At 66.7% G+C, this 19,513-nt stretch carries 14 protein-coding genes and 1 tRNA gene; 1 reads left to right on the top strand and 14 read right to left on the bottom strand.

The annotated features are described in order from the left end of the window. Window positions 1–90: 90 nt before the first annotated feature. From tuf to ABZ370_RS25755, 14 genes are all read right to left on the bottom strand, one after another. Window positions 91–1,284 carry an elongation factor Tu gene (gene tuf, locus ABZ370_RS25820; protein WP_358625234.1) on the bottom strand — a complete coding sequence of 398 codons (1,194 nt, stop codon included), beginning with the start codon at window positions 1,282–1,284 and terminating at the stop codon, window positions 91–93. A gap of 228 nt (window positions 1,285–1,512) precedes the next feature. Further along, window positions 1,513–3,633, bottom strand: a complete 2,121-nt coding sequence (gene fusA / locus ABZ370_RS25815; protein ID WP_358625232.1) for an elongation factor G — start codon at window positions 3,631–3,633, stop codon at window positions 1,513–1,515. Window positions 3,634–3,673: 40 nt separating this feature from the next. Beyond that, window positions 3,674–4,144 (bottom strand): 30S ribosomal protein S7, encoded by a 471-nt coding sequence (gene rpsG, locus ABZ370_RS25810; RefSeq protein ID WP_358625230.1) that lies wholly within the window; start codon window positions 4,142–4,144, stop codon window positions 3,674–3,676. A 2-nt stretch (window positions 4,145–4,146) separates the two neighbouring features. After that, a complete protein-coding gene (rpsL, locus tag ABZ370_RS25805; RefSeq protein ID WP_014054153.1) occupies window positions 4,147–4,518 on the bottom strand; it encodes a 30S ribosomal protein S12 in 372 nt (123 codons plus the stop codon). A 318-nt stretch (window positions 4,519–4,836) separates the two neighbouring features. Then, window positions 4,837–8,736, bottom strand: coding sequence for a DNA-directed RNA polymerase subunit beta' (locus tag ABZ370_RS25800; RefSeq protein ID WP_358625227.1), 3,900 nt, complete (start codon window positions 8,734–8,736; stop codon window positions 4,837–4,839). 98 nt (window positions 8,737–8,834) lie between these two features. After that, window positions 8,835–12,317 (bottom strand): DNA-directed RNA polymerase subunit beta, encoded by a 3,483-nt coding sequence (rpoB, locus tag ABZ370_RS25795; RefSeq protein WP_358625225.1) that lies wholly within the window; start codon window positions 12,315–12,317, stop codon window positions 8,835–8,837. 561 nt (window positions 12,318–12,878) lie between these two features. Further along, window positions 12,879–13,262 carry a 50S ribosomal protein L7/L12 gene (gene rplL / locus ABZ370_RS25790; protein ID WP_358625223.1) on the bottom strand — a complete coding sequence of 128 codons (384 nt, stop codon included), beginning with the start codon at window positions 13,260–13,262 and terminating at the stop codon, window positions 12,879–12,881. Window positions 13,263–13,343: 81 nt separating this feature from the next. Continuing rightward, entirely contained in the window at window positions 13,344–13,904 is a 561-nt protein-coding gene (rplJ, locus tag ABZ370_RS25785; protein WP_358625221.1) for a 50S ribosomal protein L10, read from the bottom strand. A 273-nt stretch (window positions 13,905–14,177) separates the two neighbouring features. Further along, window positions 14,178–15,020, bottom strand: a complete 843-nt coding sequence (locus ABZ370_RS25780) for a hypothetical protein (RefSeq protein ID WP_358625219.1) — start codon at window positions 15,018–15,020, stop codon at window positions 14,178–14,180. A gap of 185 nt (window positions 15,021–15,205) precedes the next feature. Next, on the bottom strand, window positions 15,206–15,925 hold the full coding sequence (gene rplA / locus ABZ370_RS25775) for a 50S ribosomal protein L1 (protein WP_358625217.1): 720 nt from the start codon (window positions 15,923–15,925) through the stop codon (window positions 15,206–15,208). 80 nt (window positions 15,926–16,005) lie between these two features. Continuing rightward, entirely contained in the window at window positions 16,006–16,440 is a 435-nt protein-coding gene (gene rplK / locus ABZ370_RS25770) for a 50S ribosomal protein L11 (protein WP_055471151.1), read from the bottom strand. Between the two features lie 166 nt (window positions 16,441–16,606). Further along, window positions 16,607–17,437, bottom strand: a complete 831-nt coding sequence (gene nusG / locus ABZ370_RS25765; protein WP_358625215.1) for a transcription termination/antitermination protein NusG — start codon at window positions 17,435–17,437, stop codon at window positions 16,607–16,609. A gap of 80 nt (window positions 17,438–17,517) precedes the next feature. Further along, the gene (gene secE / locus ABZ370_RS25760; protein ID WP_358625213.1) at window positions 17,518–17,811 is read right to left on the bottom strand and encodes a preprotein translocase subunit SecE; all 294 of its coding nucleotides are present in this window, start codon (window positions 17,809–17,811) and stop codon (window positions 17,518–17,520) included. A gap of 109 nt (window positions 17,812–17,920) precedes the next feature. After that, window positions 17,921–17,993: transfer RNA gene (locus ABZ370_RS25755), tRNA-Trp, on the bottom strand. A 228-nt stretch (window positions 17,994–18,221) separates the two neighbouring features. Here ABZ370_RS25755 and ABZ370_RS25750 point away from each other — a divergent pair. Next, window positions 18,222–19,457, top strand: a complete 1,236-nt coding sequence (locus ABZ370_RS25750) for a pyridoxal phosphate-dependent aminotransferase (RefSeq protein WP_358625211.1) — start codon at window positions 18,222–18,224, stop codon at window positions 19,455–19,457. Window positions 19,458–19,513: the final 56 nt, after the last annotated feature.

Here is a 19,513-nt window from a genome sequence, read left to right as displayed (position 1 = left end):
GCCGGGTACCCAGATACGGAAAAGCCCCACCCGCCGCGAACGGCGAGTGGGGCTCAATGCTCCGGGGAGCGTGCTCCGAAGAGCGTCAGGTCACTTGGTGATCTTGGTGACCTGACCGGCGCCGACGGTCCGGCCACCCTCACGGATGGCGAACTTCAGGCCCTCTTCCATGGCGACCGGCTGGATCAGCGAGACGGACATCTCGGTGTTGTCGCCCGGCATGACCATCTCGGTGCCCTCGGGGAGGGTCACAACGCCCGTCACGTCCGTGGTACGGAAGTAGAACTGCGGACGGTAGTTGTTGAAGAACGGCGTGTGACGGCCACCCTCGTCCTTGGACAGGATGTACGCCTGGGCCTCGAACTCGGTGTGCGGGGTGACCGAGCCCGGCTTGATGATGACCTGGCCGCGCTCGACGTCCTCGCGCTTGATGCCACGGAGGAGCAGACCGACGTTCTCACCGGCCTGGCCCTCGTCGAGCAGCTTGCGGAACATCTCGATACCGGTGACGGTGGTCGAGGTCTTGTCCTGCTTGATGCCGATGATGTCGACGTTCTCGTTGACCTTCAGCACACCGCGCTCGATACGGCCGGTGACGACCGTACCGCGACCGGTGATGGTGAAGACGTCCTCGATCGGCATGAGGAACGGCTTGTCGACGTCGCGCTCCGGCTGCGGGATGGCGTCGTCGACGGCCTTCATCAGGTCGAGGACGGACTTGCCCCACTCGGCGTCGCCCTCGAGCGCCTTGAGCGCCGAGACCTTGACGACCGGAACGTCGTCGCCCGGAAACTCGTACTCGGAGAGCAGCTCACGGACCTCGAGCTCGACGAGCTCCAGGATCTCCTCGTCGTCCACCATGTCGGCCTTGTTCAGGGCGACGACGATGTACGGAACGCCGACCTGGCGGGCCAGGAGCACGTGCTCCTTGGTCTGCGGCATCGGGCCGTCGGTGGCGGCGACCACGAGGATGGCGCCGTCCATCTGCGCCGCACCGGTGATCATGTTCTTGATGTAGTCCGCGTGACCGGGGCAGTCAACGTGCGCGTAGTGACGCGAGTCGGTCTGGTACTCGACATGCGCGATGGAGATCGTAATCCCGCGCTGGCGCTCTTCCGGCGCCTTGTCGATCATGTCGAAGGCCGAGGCCTCGTTCAGGGTCGGGAACGCGTCGTGCAGCACCTTGGTGATCGCCGCGGTAAGAGTGGTCTTACCGTGGTCGATGTGACCGATGGTGCCGATGTTGACGTGCGGCTTAGTCCGCTCGAACTTCGCCTTCGCCACTGGGGTCCTCCTACGGAGTGGTTCTGTAACGCATCCGCGCCTTGCGGACGGGTTCAGGTGGTCTTATCCGAACCGGCCAGGACCCCGAGGGGGATGCCCTTCGCCGTATTCGTTATGGGGGCCGGCGGCCGGGGCCCCGTCATGGACCGCCACGGTGGACGATCTATGACGGAACACCCGATGCCTCTTGCTCCAGCCTAAACGGTGAGGAATGCGGATGAACCCGCGTTACTCGCCCTTGGCCTTCGCGATGATCTCCTCTGCGACGCTCCGCGGAACCTCGGCGTAGGAGTCGAACTGCATGGAGTAGCTGGCACGGCCAGAGGTCTTGCTGCGCAGGTCGCCCACGTAGCCGAACATCTCCGACAGCGGGACCAGACCGGTCACCAGCTTGGCGCCGCTGCGCTCCTCCATGGACTGGATCTGACCACGGCGGGAGTTGATGTCGCCGATCACGTCGCCCATGTAGTCCTCGGGCGTCGTGATCTCGACCTTCATCATCGGCTCGAGCAGGGCCGGACCGGCCTTGCGGGCGGCCTCCTTGAAGGCCATCGAACCGGCGATCTTGAAGGCCATCTCCGAGGAGTCGACCTCGTGGTAGCCACCGTCGAGAAGCACGACCTTGACGCCGGTCAGCGGGTAGCCGGCGAGCACGCCGAACTCCATGGCCTCCTGGCAGCCCGCGTCCACGGACGGGATGTACTCCCGCGGGATACGGCCACCGGTGACCTTGTTCTCGAACTCGTAGCCATCGCCCTCGAGCGGCTCCAGCGCGATCTGCACCTTGGCGAACTGGCCGGAACCACCAGTCTGCTTCTTGTGCGTGTAGTCGTACCGCTCGACCGCCTTGTTCAGCGTCTCGCGGTAGGCCACCTGCGGCTTGCCGACGTTGGCCTCGACCTTGAACTCACGGCGCATCCGGTCGACCAGCACATCGAGGTGCAGCTCGCCCATGCCGGAGATGATCGTCTGGCCGGTCTCCTCGTCGGTCTTGACGCGGAAGGACGGGTCCTCCTCGGCAAGCCGCTGGATCGCGACGGCCAGCTTCTCCTGGTCGCCCTTGGACTTCGGCTCGATGGCCACCGCGATGACCGGGGCCGGGAAGTCCATGGACTCGAGGATCACCGGGTTGGACGAGTCGCAGAGGGTCTCACCGGTGGTGGTCTGCTTCAGACCCATGACGGCGACGATGTCACCGGCACCCACCGACTCGATCTCCTCACGCTTGTTCGCGTGCATCCGGTAGATCTTGCCGATGCGCTCCTTCTTGCCCTTCACCGAGTTCAGCACCGCGGTGCCGGCCACGAGGCGGCCCGAGTACACCCGGATGAAGGTGAGCTTCCCGAGGTGCGGGTCGCTCGCAATCTTGAAGGCCAGCGCCGACAGCGGCTCTTCCTCGGACGGACGACGCTTGATGACCTCGTCGGGGTCCTTGACCGAGTGACCCTCGACGGCCTCGACGTCGATCGGCGACGGCAGGTACCGGACGACCGCGTCGAGCAGGGGCTGAACGCCCTTGTTCTTGAACGCGGTGCCGCAGAACACGGGGGTGACGGTGGTGCCGCCGCCCACGCCGGAGGCGATGGTGATGCGGCGGATCGCCGCGTACAGCTGCTCCACGGTGGGCTCTTCGCCCTCCAGGTACAGCTCCATCATCTCTTCGTCGTTCTCGGCGACGCCCTCCAGCAGCTTGCCGCGCCACTCGTCGGCGGCCTCGGAGTGGGTGTCCGGGATGTCGACGGTGTCGTACATCTCGCCCTTGGAGGCCTCAATGTTCCAGACCAGCGCCTTCATGGTGACGAGGTCGACGACACCCTTGAAGTCGGCCTCGGTGCCGATCGGCAGCTGCATGACCAGCGGCACCGCGCCCAGGCGGTCCGTGATCATGTCGACGCAGCGGTGGAACTCGGCACCGGTGCGGTCGAGCTTGTTGACGAAGCAGATACGCGGCACGCCGTAGCGGTCCGCCTGACGCCAAACGGTCTCGGACTGCGGCTCCACGCCGGCCACACCGTCGAACACCGTCACGGCACCGTCGAGGACGCGCAGCGAGCGCTCCACCTCGACCGTGAAGTCGACGTGCCCCGGGGTGTCAATGATGTTGATCGTGTGATCGGTGTCCTCAAGCGGCCAGTGACAGGTCGTCGCGGCCGACGTGATCGTGATGCCGCGCTCCTGCTCCTGCTCCATCCAGTCCATCGTGGCAGCGCCGTCGTGGACCTCACCGATCTTGTAGCTCACACCGGTGTAGAACAGAATCCGCTCGGTGGTCGTCGTCTTGCCCGCGTCGATGTGAGCCATGATCCCGATGTTGCGGACCTTGGCCAGGTCAAGTGAAGTGGTAGCCATAAGGCTTCAGTCTTCTCTCGGTCTCTCGATGGGGTAGCGACTACCAGCGGTAGTGCGCGAAGGCCTTGTTGGACTCGGCCATCTTGTGAGTGTCCTCGCGACGCTTGACGGAGGCGCCCAGACCGTTGCTGGCGTCCAGCAGCTCGTTCATCAGACGCTCGGTCATGGTCTTCTCGCGACGGGCGCGGGAGTAGCCCACGAGCCAGCGCAGCGCGAGGGTGGAGGAGCGGCCGGGACGAACCTCGACCGGCACCTGGTAGGTGGCGCCACCAACACGACGGGAGCGGACCTCGAGGGTCGGCTTCACGTTCTCCAGGGCGCGCTTGAGCGTGATGACCGGGTCGTTGCCGGACTTCTCACGCAGGCCCTCCATGGCGCCGTAGACAATGCGCTCGGCGGTGGAGCGCTTGCCGTTCATCAGCACCTTGTTGATGAGGGACGTCACCAGAGGAGAGTTGTAAACCGGGTCGATGATGACCGGGCGCTTCGGGGCGGGACCCTTACGAGGCATGTTTACTTCTCCTTCTTGGCGCCGTAGCGGCTGCGAGCCTGCTTGCGGTTCTTGACGCCCTGCGTGTCGAGGGAGCCGCGGATGATCTTGTAACGAACACCCGGCAGGTCCTTCACACGACCGCCGCGCACGAGCACGATGGAGTGCTCCTGCAGGTTGTGCCCCTCACCAGGGACGTAGGCGGTGACCTCGATCCCACTGCTCAGCCGGACACGCGCGACCTTACGGAGCGCCGAGTTCGGCTTCTTCGGCGTCGTGGTGAACACGCGAGTGCACGTGCCACGACGCTGCGGCGACCCCGCCAGTGCGGGAGTCTTGTTCTTCTCGACCTTGTCCTGGCGGCCCTTGCGGACCAGCTGCTGGATCGTAGGCACCGTTTCTCCGGTTTCTGTGTGCCGATCTCGATAAAGCTAACCTGGGGTTTCTCCGACCCACGGGGTCGGGTGTGTCGCGCACCGCAGTCCCCTGCGGATGTCAGGAGAGTGCGAATTGTTGGTGTCGACACCTCGGCCCCCAGGCGCTCTTAGCGCATACGGGAGCCCAGGGACACCCCAGGCACAAGGTCAGAGCGTACCTACCGCATCGGCTCCGGTCAAAACAAATGCACACGCGGTGGACACACCAACCCGGAGCATAGCCGCAGGGCGGCCACCCCCGCCATGGGGTGACCGCCCTGCGAACAGATCAGGCGCTTACTGGTTGTACGGACCGTAGTCGTAGTCCTCCAGCGGGACCGCCTGGCCGGAGCCGGTGCCGAAGGGCGAGTAGTCGATGTCGTCGTAGCCGACGGCCGAGTACATCGCGGCCTTCGCCTCCTCGGTGGGCTCCACCCGGATGTTGCGGTAGCGGGACAGGCCCGTACCGGCCGGGATGAGCTTACCGATGATGACGTTCTCCTTGAGGCCGATCAGGGAGTCCGACTTGGCGTTGATCGCCGCGTCGGTGAGCACCCGGGTCGTCTCCTGGAAGGACGCCGCCGACAGCCAGGACTCGGTCGCCAGCGAGGCCTTGGTGATACCCATCAGCTGCGGACGGCCGGAGGCCGGGTGGCCGCCTTCCGTGACCACACGACGGTTCTCACCCTCGAAGCGCGTGCGCTCCACGAGCTCGCCCGGCAGCAGCTCCGCGTCGCCGGACTCGATGATCGTGACCCGGCGCAGCATCTGCCGGATGATGATCTCGATGTGCTTGTCGTGGATCGACACACCCTGCGAGTTGTAGACCTTCTGCACCTCGCTGACCAGGTGGATCTGCACCTGGCGCTGGCCGAGGATGCGCAGCACGTCGTGCGGGTTGGTGGCACCCACGGTCAGCGCCTGGCCGACCTCGACGTGGTCGCCCTCGCCCACCAGCAGACGGGCCCGCTTGGAGACGCCGTAGGCGGTCTCCTCGGAACCGTCGTCCGGGGTGACGACGAGCTTCTTGGTCTTCTCGGTCTCCTCGATCCGGACGCGGCCGGCCGCCTCCGAGATCGGCGCGACGCCCTTGGGCGTACGGGCCTCGAAGAGCTCGACGACACGCGGCAGACCCTGGGTGATGTCGTCACCGGCCACACCACCGGTGTGGAAGGTACGCATCGTCAGCTGGGTGCCGGGCTCACCGATGGACTGGGCGGCGATGATGCCGACGGCCTCGCCGATGTCCACCAGCTTGCCGGTCGCCAGCGAGCGGCCGTAGCACATGGCGCAGGTGCCGACGGCGGACTCGCAGGTGAGCACGGAGCGGGTCTTGACCGTCGCCACGTTGTGCCGGACCAGCTCGTCGATGAGCACGTCGCCCAGGTCGGTGCCGGCCGGGGCCAGGACCTTCCCGTCCACGACGATGTCCTCGGCGAGGCAGCGCGCGTACACGCTGGTCTCGACGTCCTCGGTCTTGCGCAGCACACCGTCCGCGCCCGTGGTCGCGATCGCCAGCTTGAGGCCGCGCTCGGTGCCGCAGTCCTCCTCGCGGATGATCACGTCCTGCGAGACGTCCACCAGACGACGGGTCAGGTAACCCGAGTCGGCGGTACGCAGGGCGGTGTCCGCGAGACCCTTACGGGCACCGTGGGTGGAGATGAAGTACTCCAGCACGGAGAGACCCTCGCGGAACGACGCCTTAATGGGCCGCGGGATGGTCTCGTTCTTCGCGTTGGACACCAGACCACGCATACCGGCGATCTGACGCATCTGCATCATGTTTCCGCGCGCGCCCGAGTCGACCATCATGAAGATCGGGTTGGTCTTCGGGAAGTTCGCGTTCATCGCCTCGGAGACCTCGTTGGTCGCCTTGGTCCAGATCGCGATGAGCTCCTGGGTGCGCTCGTCCTTGGTGATCAGACCGCGCTCGTACTGCTTCTGGACCTTCTCGTCCTGCGCCTCGTAGCCCGTGATGATGGCCTTCTTGGCCTCGGGCACGACGATGTCGGAGATGGCCACGGTGACACCGGAGCGGGTGGCCCAGTGGAAACCGGCCGCCTTCAGGTTGTCCAGGGTCGCCGCGACGATGACCTTGGGGTAGCGCTCGGCGAGGTCGTTGACGATCTCGGAGAGCTGCTTCTTGCCCACCGAGTAGTCGACGAACGGGTAGTCCTCGGGCAGCAGCTCGTTGAAGAGCGCGCGGCCCAGCGTGGTGCGCAGCCGGAAGCTGTCGCCCTGCTGCCAGGCGGGCTCGCCCTCTTCCGGAGCCGGCGGGGTCCAGCCGCGGGGCGGGACGGTGCCGATCGGGAAGCGGATGTCGATCTTCGCCTGGAGCGACAGCTCCCGGGCGTCGAACGCCATGGTCGCCTCGGCGCTGGAGCCGAAGGACCGGCCCTCGCCGATGACCTTGCGCTCCTCCTCGTCGGTGGTGAGGAAGAACAGACCCAGCACCATGTCCTGGGTCGGCATCGTCACCGGCCGGCCGTCGGCCGGCTTGAGGATGTTGTTCGAGGACAGCATCAGGATGCGGGCCTCGGCCTGCGCCTCCGCGGACAGCGGAAGGTGCACGGCCATCTGGTCACCGTCGAAGTCCGCGTTGAACGCGGTGCAGACGAGCGGGTGAATCTGAATGGCCTTGCCCTCGACCAGCTGCGGCTCGAAGGCCTGGATGCCGAGGCGGTGCAGGGTCGGCGCACGGTTCAGCAGCACCGGGTGCTCGGCGATGACCTCTTCGAGCACGTCGTACACGACCGTGCGGCCGCGCTCGACCATGCGCTTGGCCGACTTGATGTTCTGCGCGTGGTTGAGGTCCACCAGGCGCTTCATCACGAACGGCTTGAAGAGCTCCAGCGCCATGGCCTTGGGCAGACCGCACTGGTGCAGCTTGAGCTGCGGGCCGACGACGATGACGGAACGGGCCGAGTAGTCGACGCGCTTACCGAGCAGGTTCTGACGGAACCGGCCCTGCTTACCCTTCAGCATGTCGCTGAGGGACTTCAGCGGACGGTTACCGGGACCGGTCACCGGGCGGCCGCGGCGGCCGTTGTCGAACAGCGCGTCGACGGCCTCCTGCAGCATCCGCTTCTCGTTGTTCACGATGATCTCGGGCGCACCGAGGTCAAGGAGACGCTTGAGGCGGTTGTTCCGGTTGATCACACGGCGGTACAGGTCGTTCAGGTCGGAGGTCGCGAAGCGGCCACCGTCCAGCTGCACCATCGGACGCAGGTCCGGCGGGATCACCGGGATGCAGTCCAGCACCATGCCGTTGGGGCTGTTGCGGGTCTGCAGGAAGGCGGAGACGACCTTGAGGCGCTTGAGCGCACGGGTCTTCTTCTGGCCCTTGCCGGTCCGGATGATCTCGCGGAGCTTCTCGGCCTCCTCGTCGAGGTCGAAGGACTCCAGGCGCTTCTGCAGCGCCGCGGCGCCCATGCCGCCCATGAAGTACGTGCCGAAGCGGTCACGCAGCTCACGGTAGAGCAGCTCGTCGCCCTCCAGGTCCTGGACCTTGAGGCTCTTGAAGCGGTTCCACACCTCGTCGAGACGGTCGATCTCGCGCTGGGCGCGGTCGCGCAGCTGCTTCATCTCGCGCTCGGCGCCCTCGCGCACCTTGCGGCGCACATCGGCCTTGGCGCCCTCGGCCTCCAGGTCGGCCAGGTCCGCCTCGAGCTTCTTGGCGCGGGCCTCCAGGTCGGCGTCGCGGCGCTGCTCGACCTGCTGGCGCTCGACGGAGACGTGGGCCTCCAGCGAGGGCAGGTCGCGCGTGCGGCGCTCCTCGTCCACCCACGTGATCATGTAGGCGGCGAAGTAGATGACCTTTTCGAGGTCCTTCGGCGCGAGGTCGAGCAGGTAGCCCAGACGGCTCGGGACGCCCTTGAAGTACCAGATGTGGGTGACGGGAGCGGCCAGCTCGATGTGGCCCATCCGCTCACGGCGCACCTTGGCGCGGGTGACCTCGACGCCACAGCGCTCACAGATGATGCCCTTGAAACGGACGCGCTTGTACTTGCCGCAGTAGCACTCCCAGTCCCGGGTCGGACCGAAGATCTTCTCGCAGAAGAGTCCGTCCTTTTCGGGCTTCAGGGTGCGGTAGTTGATGGTCTCCGGCTTCTTGACCTCACCGTGGGACCACTGACGGATGTCGTCAGCAGTGGCGAGGCCGATCCGCAGCTCGTCGAAGAAGTTGACGTCGAGCACTTGTCGTCAATCCCTCTTTCAGGGTCGTGTCTTCGGGTCTGACTGGGGGTCCGGGGAGAGGCCGGGGCGGTGCGTACGAACCGCCCCGGCCAGACCCGTCAGACCTCTTCGACGCTGCTCGGCTCGCGCCGCGACAGGTCGATGCCGAGCTCCTCCGCAGCGCGGAAGACGTCCTCGTCGGTGTCGCGCATCTCGATGGACATGCCGTCGCTGGACAGCACCTCCACGTTGAGGCACAGGGACTGCATCTCCTTGATGAGCACCTTGAAGGACTCGGGGATGCCGGGCTCGGGAATGTTCTCGCCCTTGACGATGGCCTCGTAGACCTTCACGCGACCGGTGACATCGTCGGACTTGATGGTCAGCAGCTCCTGGAGGGCGTACGCGGCGCCATAAGCCTCCAGCGCCCACACCTCCATCTCACCGAAGCGCTGGCCGCCGAACTGAGCCTTACCACCCAGCGGCTGCTGGGTGATCATCGAGTACGGACCGGTGGACCGGGCGTGCAGCTTGTCGTCCACCAGGTGGTGCAGCTTGAGGATGTACATGAAGCCGACCGAGATCGGGTCCGGGAACGGCTCGCCGGAGCGGCCGTCGAACATCCGGGCCTTACCGGACGACTGGACCAGGCGGTCACCATCGCGGTTCGGGATCGTCGAATCGAAGAGACCGGCGATCTCGTCCTCGCGGGCACCGTCGAAGACCGGGGTCGCGACGTTGGTGCCGGGCTGGACCTCGTCCGCGCCGATCGCCTGCAGCCGCTGCATCCAGTCCTCGGAGCCTTCGACCTTCCAGCCACGGGAGGCCAGCCAGCCGAGGTGGATCTCCAGGACCTGTCCCGGGTTCATCCGGGACGGGACACCCAGCGGGTTGAGGATGATGTCGACCGGGGTGCCGTCCTCCAGGAACGGCATGTCCTCGACCGGCAGGATCTTCGAGATGACGCCCTTGTTGCCGTGGCGGCCGGCGAGCTTGTCACCGTCGGTGATCTTGCGCTTCTGCGCCACGTAGACGCGGACCAGCTGGTTCACGCCGGGGGGCAGCTCGTCGCCCTCTTCACGGTCGAAGACGCGGACGCCGATGACCTTGCCGATCTCACCGTGCGGCACCTTCAGCGAGGTGTCGCGGACCTCACGGGCCTTCTCGCCGAAGATCGCGCGCAGCAGGCGCTCCTCCGGGGTCAGCTCGGTCTCACCCTTCGGGGTGACCTTGCCGACCAGGATGTCCCCGGCCACGACCTCGGCGCCGATGCGGATGATGCCGCGCTCGTCGAGGTCGGCCAGGACCTCCTCGGAGACGTTCGGGATGTCCCGGGTGATCTCCTCGGGGCCCAGCTTGGTGTCGCGGGCGTCGACCTCGTGCTCCTCGATGTGGATCGAGGAGAGGACGTCGTCCTGGACCAGCCGCTGGCTGAGGATGATCGCGTCTTCGTAGTTGTGGCCCTCCCACGGCATGAACGCCACGAGGAGGTTCTTGCCGAGCGCCATCTCGCCGTCCTCGGTGGACGGACCGTCGGCCAGGACCTGACCGGTGATGACGCGGGCGCCCTCGTCGACGACGACCTTCTGGTTGAAGGAGGTGCCCTGGTTGGAGCGGGAGAACTTGGCGATGCGGTACGTGGTGTAGGTGCCGTCGTCGTTGGCCACCGTCACGTAGTCGGCGGAGACCTCCTGGACGACACCGTCCTTCTCGGCCTTGATGACGTCGCCGGCGTCGACCGCGCAGCGGTACTCCATGCCGGTGCCGACCAGCGGGGACTCCGCCTTGATCAGCGGCACGGCCTGGCGCATCATGTTCGAGCCCATGAGCGCGCGGTTGGCGTCGTCGTGCTCGAGGAAGGGGATCATGGCGGTCGCGACCGACACCATCTGGCGCGGCGAGACGTCCATGTAGTCGACCTCGGAGCCGGGAACGTAGTCGACCTCGCCGCCGCGGCGGCGGACCAGGACGCGGTTCTCGGCGTAGGTGCTGTCCTCGGCCAGCGGCGCGTTCGCCTGGGCGATGACGAAGCGGTCTTCCTCATCGGCGGTGAGGAAGTCCACCTTGTCGGTGACGACACCCTCGTGGACCTTGCGGTACGGGGTCTCGACGAAGCCGAAGGCGTTGACCCGGCCGTAGGAGGCGAGCGAGCCGATCAGGCCGATGTTCGGGCCTTCCGGCGTCTCGATCGGGCACATGCGGCCGTAGTGCGAGGGGTGCACGTCACGGACCTCGAACCCGGCCCGCTCACGGCTCAGACCACCCGGGCCCAGCGCCGACAGACGGCGCTTGTGGGTCAGACCCGACAGCGGGTTGGTCTGGTCCATGAACTGCGACAGCTGGCTGGTGCCGAAGAACTCCTTGATGGAGGCGACGACCGGCCGGATGTTGATCAGGGTCTGCGGCGTGATCGCCTCGACGTCCTGGGTGGTCATCCGCTCGCGGACGACGCGCTCCATACGGGCCAGACCGGTGCGGACCTGGTTCTGGATCAGCTCGCCGACGTTCCGCAGGCGGCGGTTGCCGAAGTGGTCGATGTCGTCGGTCTCGACGACGATCATGTCGCCGGCCTCGCCGACCGTCTCGGTCTCCCCGGCGTGCAGCTTGACCAGGTACTTGATGGTCGCGATGACATCGTCGGTGGTCAGCACGCCGGCGTCGAGGGGGGCGTCCGCGCCGAGCTTCTTGTTGACCTTGTAGCGGCCGACCTTGGCGAGGTCGTAGCGCTTCGGGTTGAAGTACAGGTTCTCCAGCAGCGTCTGCGCGGCCTCACGCGTCGGCGGCTCGCCCGGGCGCAGCTTGCGGTAGATGTCGAGCAGCGCGTCGTCCTGGCCCTGGGTGTGGTCCTTCTCCAGGGTGGCGCGCATGGACTCGTACTCGCCGAACTCCTCGAGGATCTGCTCGGTGGTCCAGCCGAGCGCCTTGAGCAGGACGGTGACGGACTGCTTGCGCTTACGGTCGATGCGGACGCCGACCATGTCGCGCTTGTCGATCTCCATCTCCAGCCAGGCACCCCGGGACGGGATGATCTTGGCCGAGAAGATGTCCTTGTCGGACGTCTTGTCGATGGAGGAGTCGAAGTACACACCCGGCGAGCGGACCAACTGCGAAACGACGACACGCTCGGTGCCGTTGATGCAGAATGTGCCCTTGTTGGTCATGAGCGGGAAGTCGCCCATGAAGACCGTCTGGGACTTGATCTCGCCGGTCTCGTTGTTGGTGAACTCGGCGGTGACGAAGAGCGGAGCGGCGTACGTGAAGTCGCGCTCCTTGCACTCGTCGATCGAGTTCTTCGGCGGCTCGAAGCGGTGATCGCGAAAGGTCAGGGACATCGACCCGGAGAAGTCCTCGATCGGCGAGATCTCCTCGAAGATCTCTTCCAGACCGGACTTGGTGGGGACGTCCTGACCACTGTCCAGCGCAGCCTCGACGCGAGCCTTCCAGGCGGCATTGCCGAGCAGCCAATCGAAGCTCTCGGTCTGCAGTGCAAGGAGGTTCGGAACCTCGAGAGGCTCCTTGATCTTCGCAAAGGAGATGCGCAGCGGGGCAGTGCTGGCGCCATTGTTCGTATTGGCAGTCGAGGCGTTGCGCGAGGCGGCCAAGAGGGGGTCCTTCCGAGGGCTCGGACTCACTACGCGCGTACCGGTCCCACCACGAGCCCATGGATGAAGTCCCTGGTCAGGGCGTATTCATCGGCAGTGCTCAAAGGTGGGCATGCCCCTGGTGACGGGCAGGGAGCAGCTAACAGGCAGCGCAAAGGGTCAGTGTAGCCACTTGGCACACTGATGTCCAGCGCCGAGTTTCTGAGACCGGCAGCGCCAATCTCTCCCTCCGGTGAGGAGCCTCGCCCCTCGTTGTCCTGCACACGCCTGGTCGGCAGCCCGCGCTTCGCCAACGCATATCGATACTGCCCGCTTCGCCGACGATCCATGCCTCGGACTTACGGATCGATGTGACGTCGCGTCCCGAGAATTGCGCGCTGCGTGCCGTTCGTCAAGGCCCCCCACTCCGCCGAGATCGTCACAGGGCGTGGCGACGGGCAACGAAGATCACCATACCTGCCGGAACCGGAAAGTCAGCGTAGCCGTCACAAGAACACCGAAGGGCGACCACCCCAACGGGTGATCGCCCTCACGGCACAGCGGGTCATCCGACCCGTGAGATCACTTGACCTCGACCGAGGCGCCGGCGCCCTTGAGGGACTCGGCGGCCTTCTCGGCGGCCTCCTTGGAGACCTTCTCGAGGACCGGCTTCGGGGTGCCGTCGACGAGGTCCTTGGCCTCCTTCAGGCCCAGCGAGGTCAGCTCACGCACGACCTTGATGACCTGGATCTTCTTGTCGCCGGCGCCGGTGAGGACGACGTCGAACTCGTCCTGCTCCTCCTCGGCCTCGGCGGCCGGGGCACCCGGGGCGGCGGCGACGACGGCGGCCGGGGCGGCGGCGGTGACGTCGAACTTCTCCTCGAACGCCTTCACGAACTCGGAGAGCTCGATGAGGGTGAGGGTCTCGAACTGCGCGAGCAGCTCTTCCTGGGTGAGCTTCGCCATGGTGGCGGTCCTTCCACTAAGTCGGCAGGTGCCGGATGAAAATGTCGGGCGGGCGTCCGGGCCCGCTGTGACCGGGGCTGATTACTCGGCCGCGGCCTCGGCGGGAGCCGGCTCGCCGGCACCGCCCTGCTCGGACTGCTTCTGCCGGAGCGCCTCCGCGGTGCGGATGAACTTCGACAGCGGGGCCTGGAAGAGCGCGGCAGCCTGCGACTGCTTGGCCTTCATGGCGCCCGCCAGCTTGGAGAGCAGCACCTCGCGGGACTCGAGGTCCGCGAGCTTCTTGATCTCGTCGGCGGACAGCGCCTTGCCGTCGAGCACGCCACCCTTGATCTCAAGGGCGGGGTTGTCCTTGGCGAAGTCACGCAGACCCTTCGCCGCCACGACCGGGTCACCGGTCACGAAGGCGACGGCCGACGAACCCGTGAACAGGTCGTCGAGCTGGTTGATCCCGGCCTCGTTGGCCGCGATCTTGGTCAGCGTGTTCTTCACCACACGGTACTGGGCGTTCTCACCGAGCGAACGGCGCAGCTCCTTGAGCTGTGCGACGGTGAGACCGGTGTACGCGGTCACAACGGCGCCGTTCGAGGTGCGGAACTTCTCCCGCATCTCGTCGACGGCGTCGACCTTGTCGGGACTCGCCATGAGCCTCGGCCTCCTTCCGGGTGATGAGGACCGCTACGGCCTGAAGGAAGGAGACTGAACAATACGAAACGCCCCGGCGCAGGCGCACGGGGCGTGACTCGACCGTACGGACTCGGGGCCCGTTCGGGAGTTATCACCACAGTCACCTGCGCGGGCCGTTCGCAGCTAGCGAATCCTTCGGCCGCCATATCCCCTTGCGGAGGCACAGCGACAACCAGCGGTCTTTGGCTTCTGCAGCAGATTACGCGAACGGGCCGCGGCCGGGCAAATCAGCTATCGCTGAGCGCCCTGCAGCTCCTGGAAGTCGACGGTCTCCGAGCTTGCCGGCTCCTCGACCGTGACCTTGGTGCCGTAGTCCGAGTAGTAGACCGTCGAATCGGTGGCGCCGGTCTTGCTCTCGGCCTGCTCACGCTTCTTGACCAGCAGGTTCTTGTTGTCGATCCACAGGTCGACGGTCTCGCTGTCGGCCCCGGACTGCTCCAGCTGCTTCTGCAGGGCGTCCAGCTCCGACTTGCTCAGGCCCTTGGACTGCGTCCGGGCCATCTCCGAGACCTTGACCTCGCCCGTGTAATGGGTGGCCTCGACGCCCCGGACGTCCTCCGTGCCGACCTTCTTGACCTGGCCCGTGGCGAGCAGGAGCTGCACCGAACGCGACGGGTTGTTGTTCTGCATCTGGTCCTTGAGGTACGCGCCGGACGCGCCGCCCTGCTTGGCGAACGCGTCGTAGTCGTACTTGATCCACTGCTTGCCCTGGGCCGGGAGGCCCATCGCGGCCGCGTCGATGAACATCGCGTCGGGCGTGTAGCGCACGCTGACGGGCTTGTCGCCGCCCGTCGCGGAGGCACCGGCGCCGCCCTTGGACTTCATGGTCATGTTGGCGCGCATGCCGTCGGACCAGTCCATCGCGCCGGACATGTCGCTGTTCGCGAGCGGGCTCTTGATGGTGCCGTCGACCTTCGCGGAGTCCTGCTGGTCCGTACGCTGCGAGGCGAGCTTCAGCGCCGCCAGCGGACTGCCCACCGACTGGCCGCCGTTGCCGCCCGACGTGTCGCCCGCCTTGTCACCCGCCTTGTCGTCACTGGACTTGTCGCTCCCGCACGCGGTGAGTCCGGCCATCAGAACAACGCCACAGGCCGCGATGACACATCGCACGCCCACATGAGTACCGCGCACGGTTCCCCCTTATTTTTCATTTAAGACTGTCGGATCATGACCCTACCGAGGGCCGCCGACAGCAACGCGCCGGGCCCCCGCACCTTTCACGAGGTGCGGGGGCCCGGCGGTTCCGGTCAGGAAGCGGCTCAGACGGCCTCTTCCTCGACCAGCAGGTTGCGCGTGCGGTTGGCGTCCAGCGGGATGCCGGGGCCCATCGTCGTGCTCAGGCTCGCCTTCTTGATGTAGCGGCCCTTCGCGGCGGACGGCTTGAGACGGTTGATCTCCTCAAGGGCCGCGCCGTAGTTCTCCACCAGCTGCGCCTCGTCGAACGACACCTTGCCGATGATGAAGTGCAGGTTGGAGTGCTTGTCGACGCGGAACTCGATCTTGCCGCCCTTGATCTCCGTGACGGCCTTGGCCACGTCCGGGGTGACGGTGCCGGTCTTCGGGTTCGGCATCAGACCACGCGGACCGAGCACGCGGCCCAGGCGGCCGACCTTGCCCATGAGGTCCGGGGTGGCGACGACGGCGTCGAAGTCCAGGCGGCCCTTGGACACCTCGTCGATGAGCTCGTCGGAGCCGACGATGTCGGCTCCCGCGGCCTCCGCGGCCGCAGCACGGTCACCGGTCGCGAAGACCAGGACCCGGGCGGTCTTACCGGTGCCGTGCGGCAGGTTCACGGTGCCGCGGACCATCTGGTCGGCCTTGCGCGGGTCGACGCCCAGGCGCATGGCGACCTCGACGGTCGCGTCGAACTTGCTCGGGGAAGTGTCCTTGGCGAGACGGACGGCCTCGAGCGGGGCGTACGCGCGCTCCCGGTCGATCTTGGCGTCCGCAGCGCGAAGGGACTTGCTGCGCTTGGTCACTGCTGCTCCTGAGGTATGTGTTCGGAGTCGTGGTCCGGACCGCGCATTGGTCCTGCCACGGTGGTGCTACGGGGTGGCTGTCAGCCCTCGACCGTGATGCCCATGGAACGGGCGGTGCCGGCGATGATCTTCTCGGCGGCGTCCAGGTCGTTGGCGTTCAGGTCGGGCATCTTGGTGGTGGCGATGTCGCGGACCTGGTCGCGGGTGATCTTGGCGACCTTGGTCTTGTGCGGCTCGCCGGAGCCCTTGTCCACGCCCGCGGCCTTGAGGATCAGCTTCGCGGCCGGCGGAGTCTTGGTGATGAAGGTGAAGGAACGGTCCTCGTAGACCGTGATCTCCACCGGCACGACCATGCCACGCTGCGACTCGGTCGCGGCGTTGTAGGCCTTGCAGAACTCCATGATGTTGACGCCGTGCTGACCCAGCGCGGGGCCGACCGGCGGAGCCGGGTTCGCGGCGCCGGCCTGGATCTGGAGCTTGATCAGCCCCGTGACCTTCTTCTTCTTGGGAGGCATGCTCTCTCCGGGTCCTAGTGAGAGGTGGTCCGCCTCCACTCCGGTCATCCGGATGGAGGCATACCGCACAACGATAACGGGTATGGATGCGCGGCTTAAAACCGAGCAGGTCAGACGGGCCCCGGAAGGGCCCGTCTGACCTGTCGGAAGGGTGGGGGAAGAAGCGTCAGTTCTTCTGGATCTGGTCGAAGCTCAGCTCGACCGGGGTCTCCCGGCCGAAGATCTCGACCAGGCCCTTGACCTTCTTCGAGTCGGCGTTGATCTCGTTGATCGTGGCCTGGAGCGTGGCGAACGGGCCGTCGGTGACCGTGACCGAGTCGCCCACCTCGAAGTCCAGCACCTGGACCTCGACCTTGCGGCTCGGCGCCGCGGCGCCGCCCTCCTCGGCGGAGGCCTTCGCGGCCTTCTCCTCGGCCTCGGGGGCCAGCATCTTGACGATCTCGTCCAGCGTCAGCGGGTACGGGTCGTACGCGTTGCCCACGAAGCCGGTGACCCCGGGGGTGTTCCGCACGACGCCCCAGGACTCGTTCGTCAGGTCCATGCGCACCAGCACATAGCCCGGGAGCTTGTTCTGGCGGACGTTCTTGCGCTCGCCGTTCTTGATCTGGACGATCTCTTCTTCGGGGACCTCGGCCTGATAGATGAAGTCCTCGACGTTCAGCGAGACGGCACGCTGCTCCAGGTTGGCCTTCACGCGCTTCTCGTAGCCCGCGTAGGTGTGGATCACGTACCACTCACCGGGCAGCCCGCGCAGCTCTTCACGGAGGGCCTCGACCGGGTCGACCTCGACGGCGGCCTCTTCGGCCACCTCGTCCTCGGCGACCTCGACGGCGGCCTCGGCCTCGTCCTCGACGTGCAGCGCGGCCTCCTCGGCGGGCTCGCCCGCCGCGGCGTCAGCGGCCTCAGCCTGGTCGGAGTCCGCCGCCTCGACGATGTCGAGCTCGTCCTCACGGGACTCGACGGGCTCGGCGGCGTCGTTCAGGTTCGGGTCAGACACGGTGGCTGCTTCTTCCTGGCTTCAATGGGGTGGAACGTGCGAAAGGGCGCTGCCGGGACACGGCCGCCCTTCGCGGGATCTCAGCCAAAGACGTACTTGATGGCGTTGTTGAACCCATAGTCAATCACGGTCACGATGCCAATCATGATCAGCACGAAGACGATCACCACGCTGGTGTACGTCGACAGCTGGTTGCGCGTGGGCCACACGACCTTGCGCAGCTCGGCGATGATCTGGCGGTAGAACAGCGCGAGGCGGCCGAAGGGCCCCTTCTTCCCGCGCTTGCCACCACGGCGGCCCTTACTGGTCGCCACCTCGTCCTCATCGGGACGACCGCTCTCAGGCGTCGCGGTGGAGCCAAGGGCTTCCGTCACTCGTCCTCACCTGAATCCGGGTCGTGGCCGTGCCGCGTCCGGCCCGGCCGCACAGCGGTGCTTGTCCTTGCGTACGCATGCACGCACCCTGACGATCAAGTGCGTGTAGCAGGGCCGGAGGGACTTGAACCCCCAACCGCTGGTTTTGGAGACCAGTGCTCTACCAATTGAGCTACGACCCTTTGCGGCAACCCCCAACCTACCGCATCCATCCCGCTGCACGGAGTGTGCGGGTCGGATACGTCTGTTGAGCGGCCAACGACGGTTGAGTGTACGTGCTTGACGGCCAGCCGTCGAACGAGAAGCGCCCGTGCCCCCGGTCGGGCTCCGGTCGAGTTCCGGCGGGTGACTTGTGTGAGTCTCGTTAAACCCGTGTACCGCCCTTTTCGCCCGTCTGCGACGATGCATTCATGACCGCTACTCCCCCTGTACAGTCCCCGACCGACCGACGGGTGTCGGCCCGGATCGGTTCCATCTCCGAGTCCGCGACCCTCGCCGTCGACGCCAAGGCCAAGGCCCTCAAGGCCGCCGGCCGCCCGGTGATCGGCTTCGGCGCGGGCGAGCCGGACTTCCCGACGCCCGACTACGTCGTCGAGGCGGCGGTGGCGGCTTGCCGTGACCCCCGGTTCCACCGCTACACCCCGGCCGGCGGGCTTCCCGAGCTCAAGGCCGCCATCGCCGCCAAGACGCTGCGCGACAGCGGCTACGAGGTCGAGGCGGCCCAGGTCCTGGTGACCAACGGGGGCAAGCAGGCGATCTACGAGGCGTTCGCGGCGATTCTCGACCCGGGCGACGAGGTCATCGTCCCCGCGCCGTACTGGACCACCTACCCGGAGTCGATCCGGCTGGCCGGCGGTGTCCCGGTGGACGTCGTCGCGGACGAGACGACCGGCTACCGCGTCTCCGTCGAGCAGCTGGAGGCGGCCCGTACCGAGCGCACCAAGGTGCTGGTCTTCGTCTCGCCGTCCAACCCGACCGGCGCGGTCTACAGCCGCGAGCAGGTCGAGGAGGTCGGCCGCTGGGCCGCCGAGCACGGACTGTGGGTGCTCACCGACGAGATCTACGAGCACCTGGTCTACGGCGACGCGAAGTTCCACTCGCTGCCGGTGGTCGTGCCCGAGCTGCGCGACAAGTGCATCGTGGTCAACGGTGTCGCGAAGACGTACGCGATGACCGGCTGGCGGGTCGGCTGGATCATCGGCCCCAAGGACGTGGTGAAGGCCGCGACCAACCTGCAGTCGCACGCTACGTCCAACGTGAGCAACGTCGCGCAGGCCGCCGCCCTGGCCGCCGTCTCCGGCGACCTCGACGCCGTCTCCGCGATGCGCGAGGCGTTCGACCGCCGCCGCCGCACCATCGTGCGCATGCTCAACGAGATCGACGGCATCGAGTGCCCGGAGCCGGAGGGCGCGTTCTACGCCTACCCGTCGGCGAAGGGACTGCTCGGCAAGGAGATCCGCGGCAAGCGGCCGCAGACCACCGTCGAGCTGGCCGCGCTGATCCTGGAGGAGGTCGAGGTCGCCGTGGTGCCGGGTGAGGCGTTCGGCACACCGGGCTATCTGCGGCTGTCCTACGCGCTGGGCGACGAGGACCTCGTCGAGGGCATCTCGCGGGTCCAGAAGCTGCTGGCGGAGGCGCGCGCCTGACGGGCCCGTACCAACTGCTGCGATGAGGGCGGGCGCCCGGCTATGGCCGGGCGCCC

Origin of the sequence: Streptomyces sp. NPDC005962, from assembly GCF_040629205.1 — a bacterium.
Classification (GTDB): Bacteria; Actinomycetota; Actinomycetes; order Streptomycetales; family Streptomycetaceae; genus Streptomyces.
The sequence above is the reverse complement of the archived record's forward strand: the minus strand, read 5'-3'. Positions and strand labels throughout refer to the sequence as shown.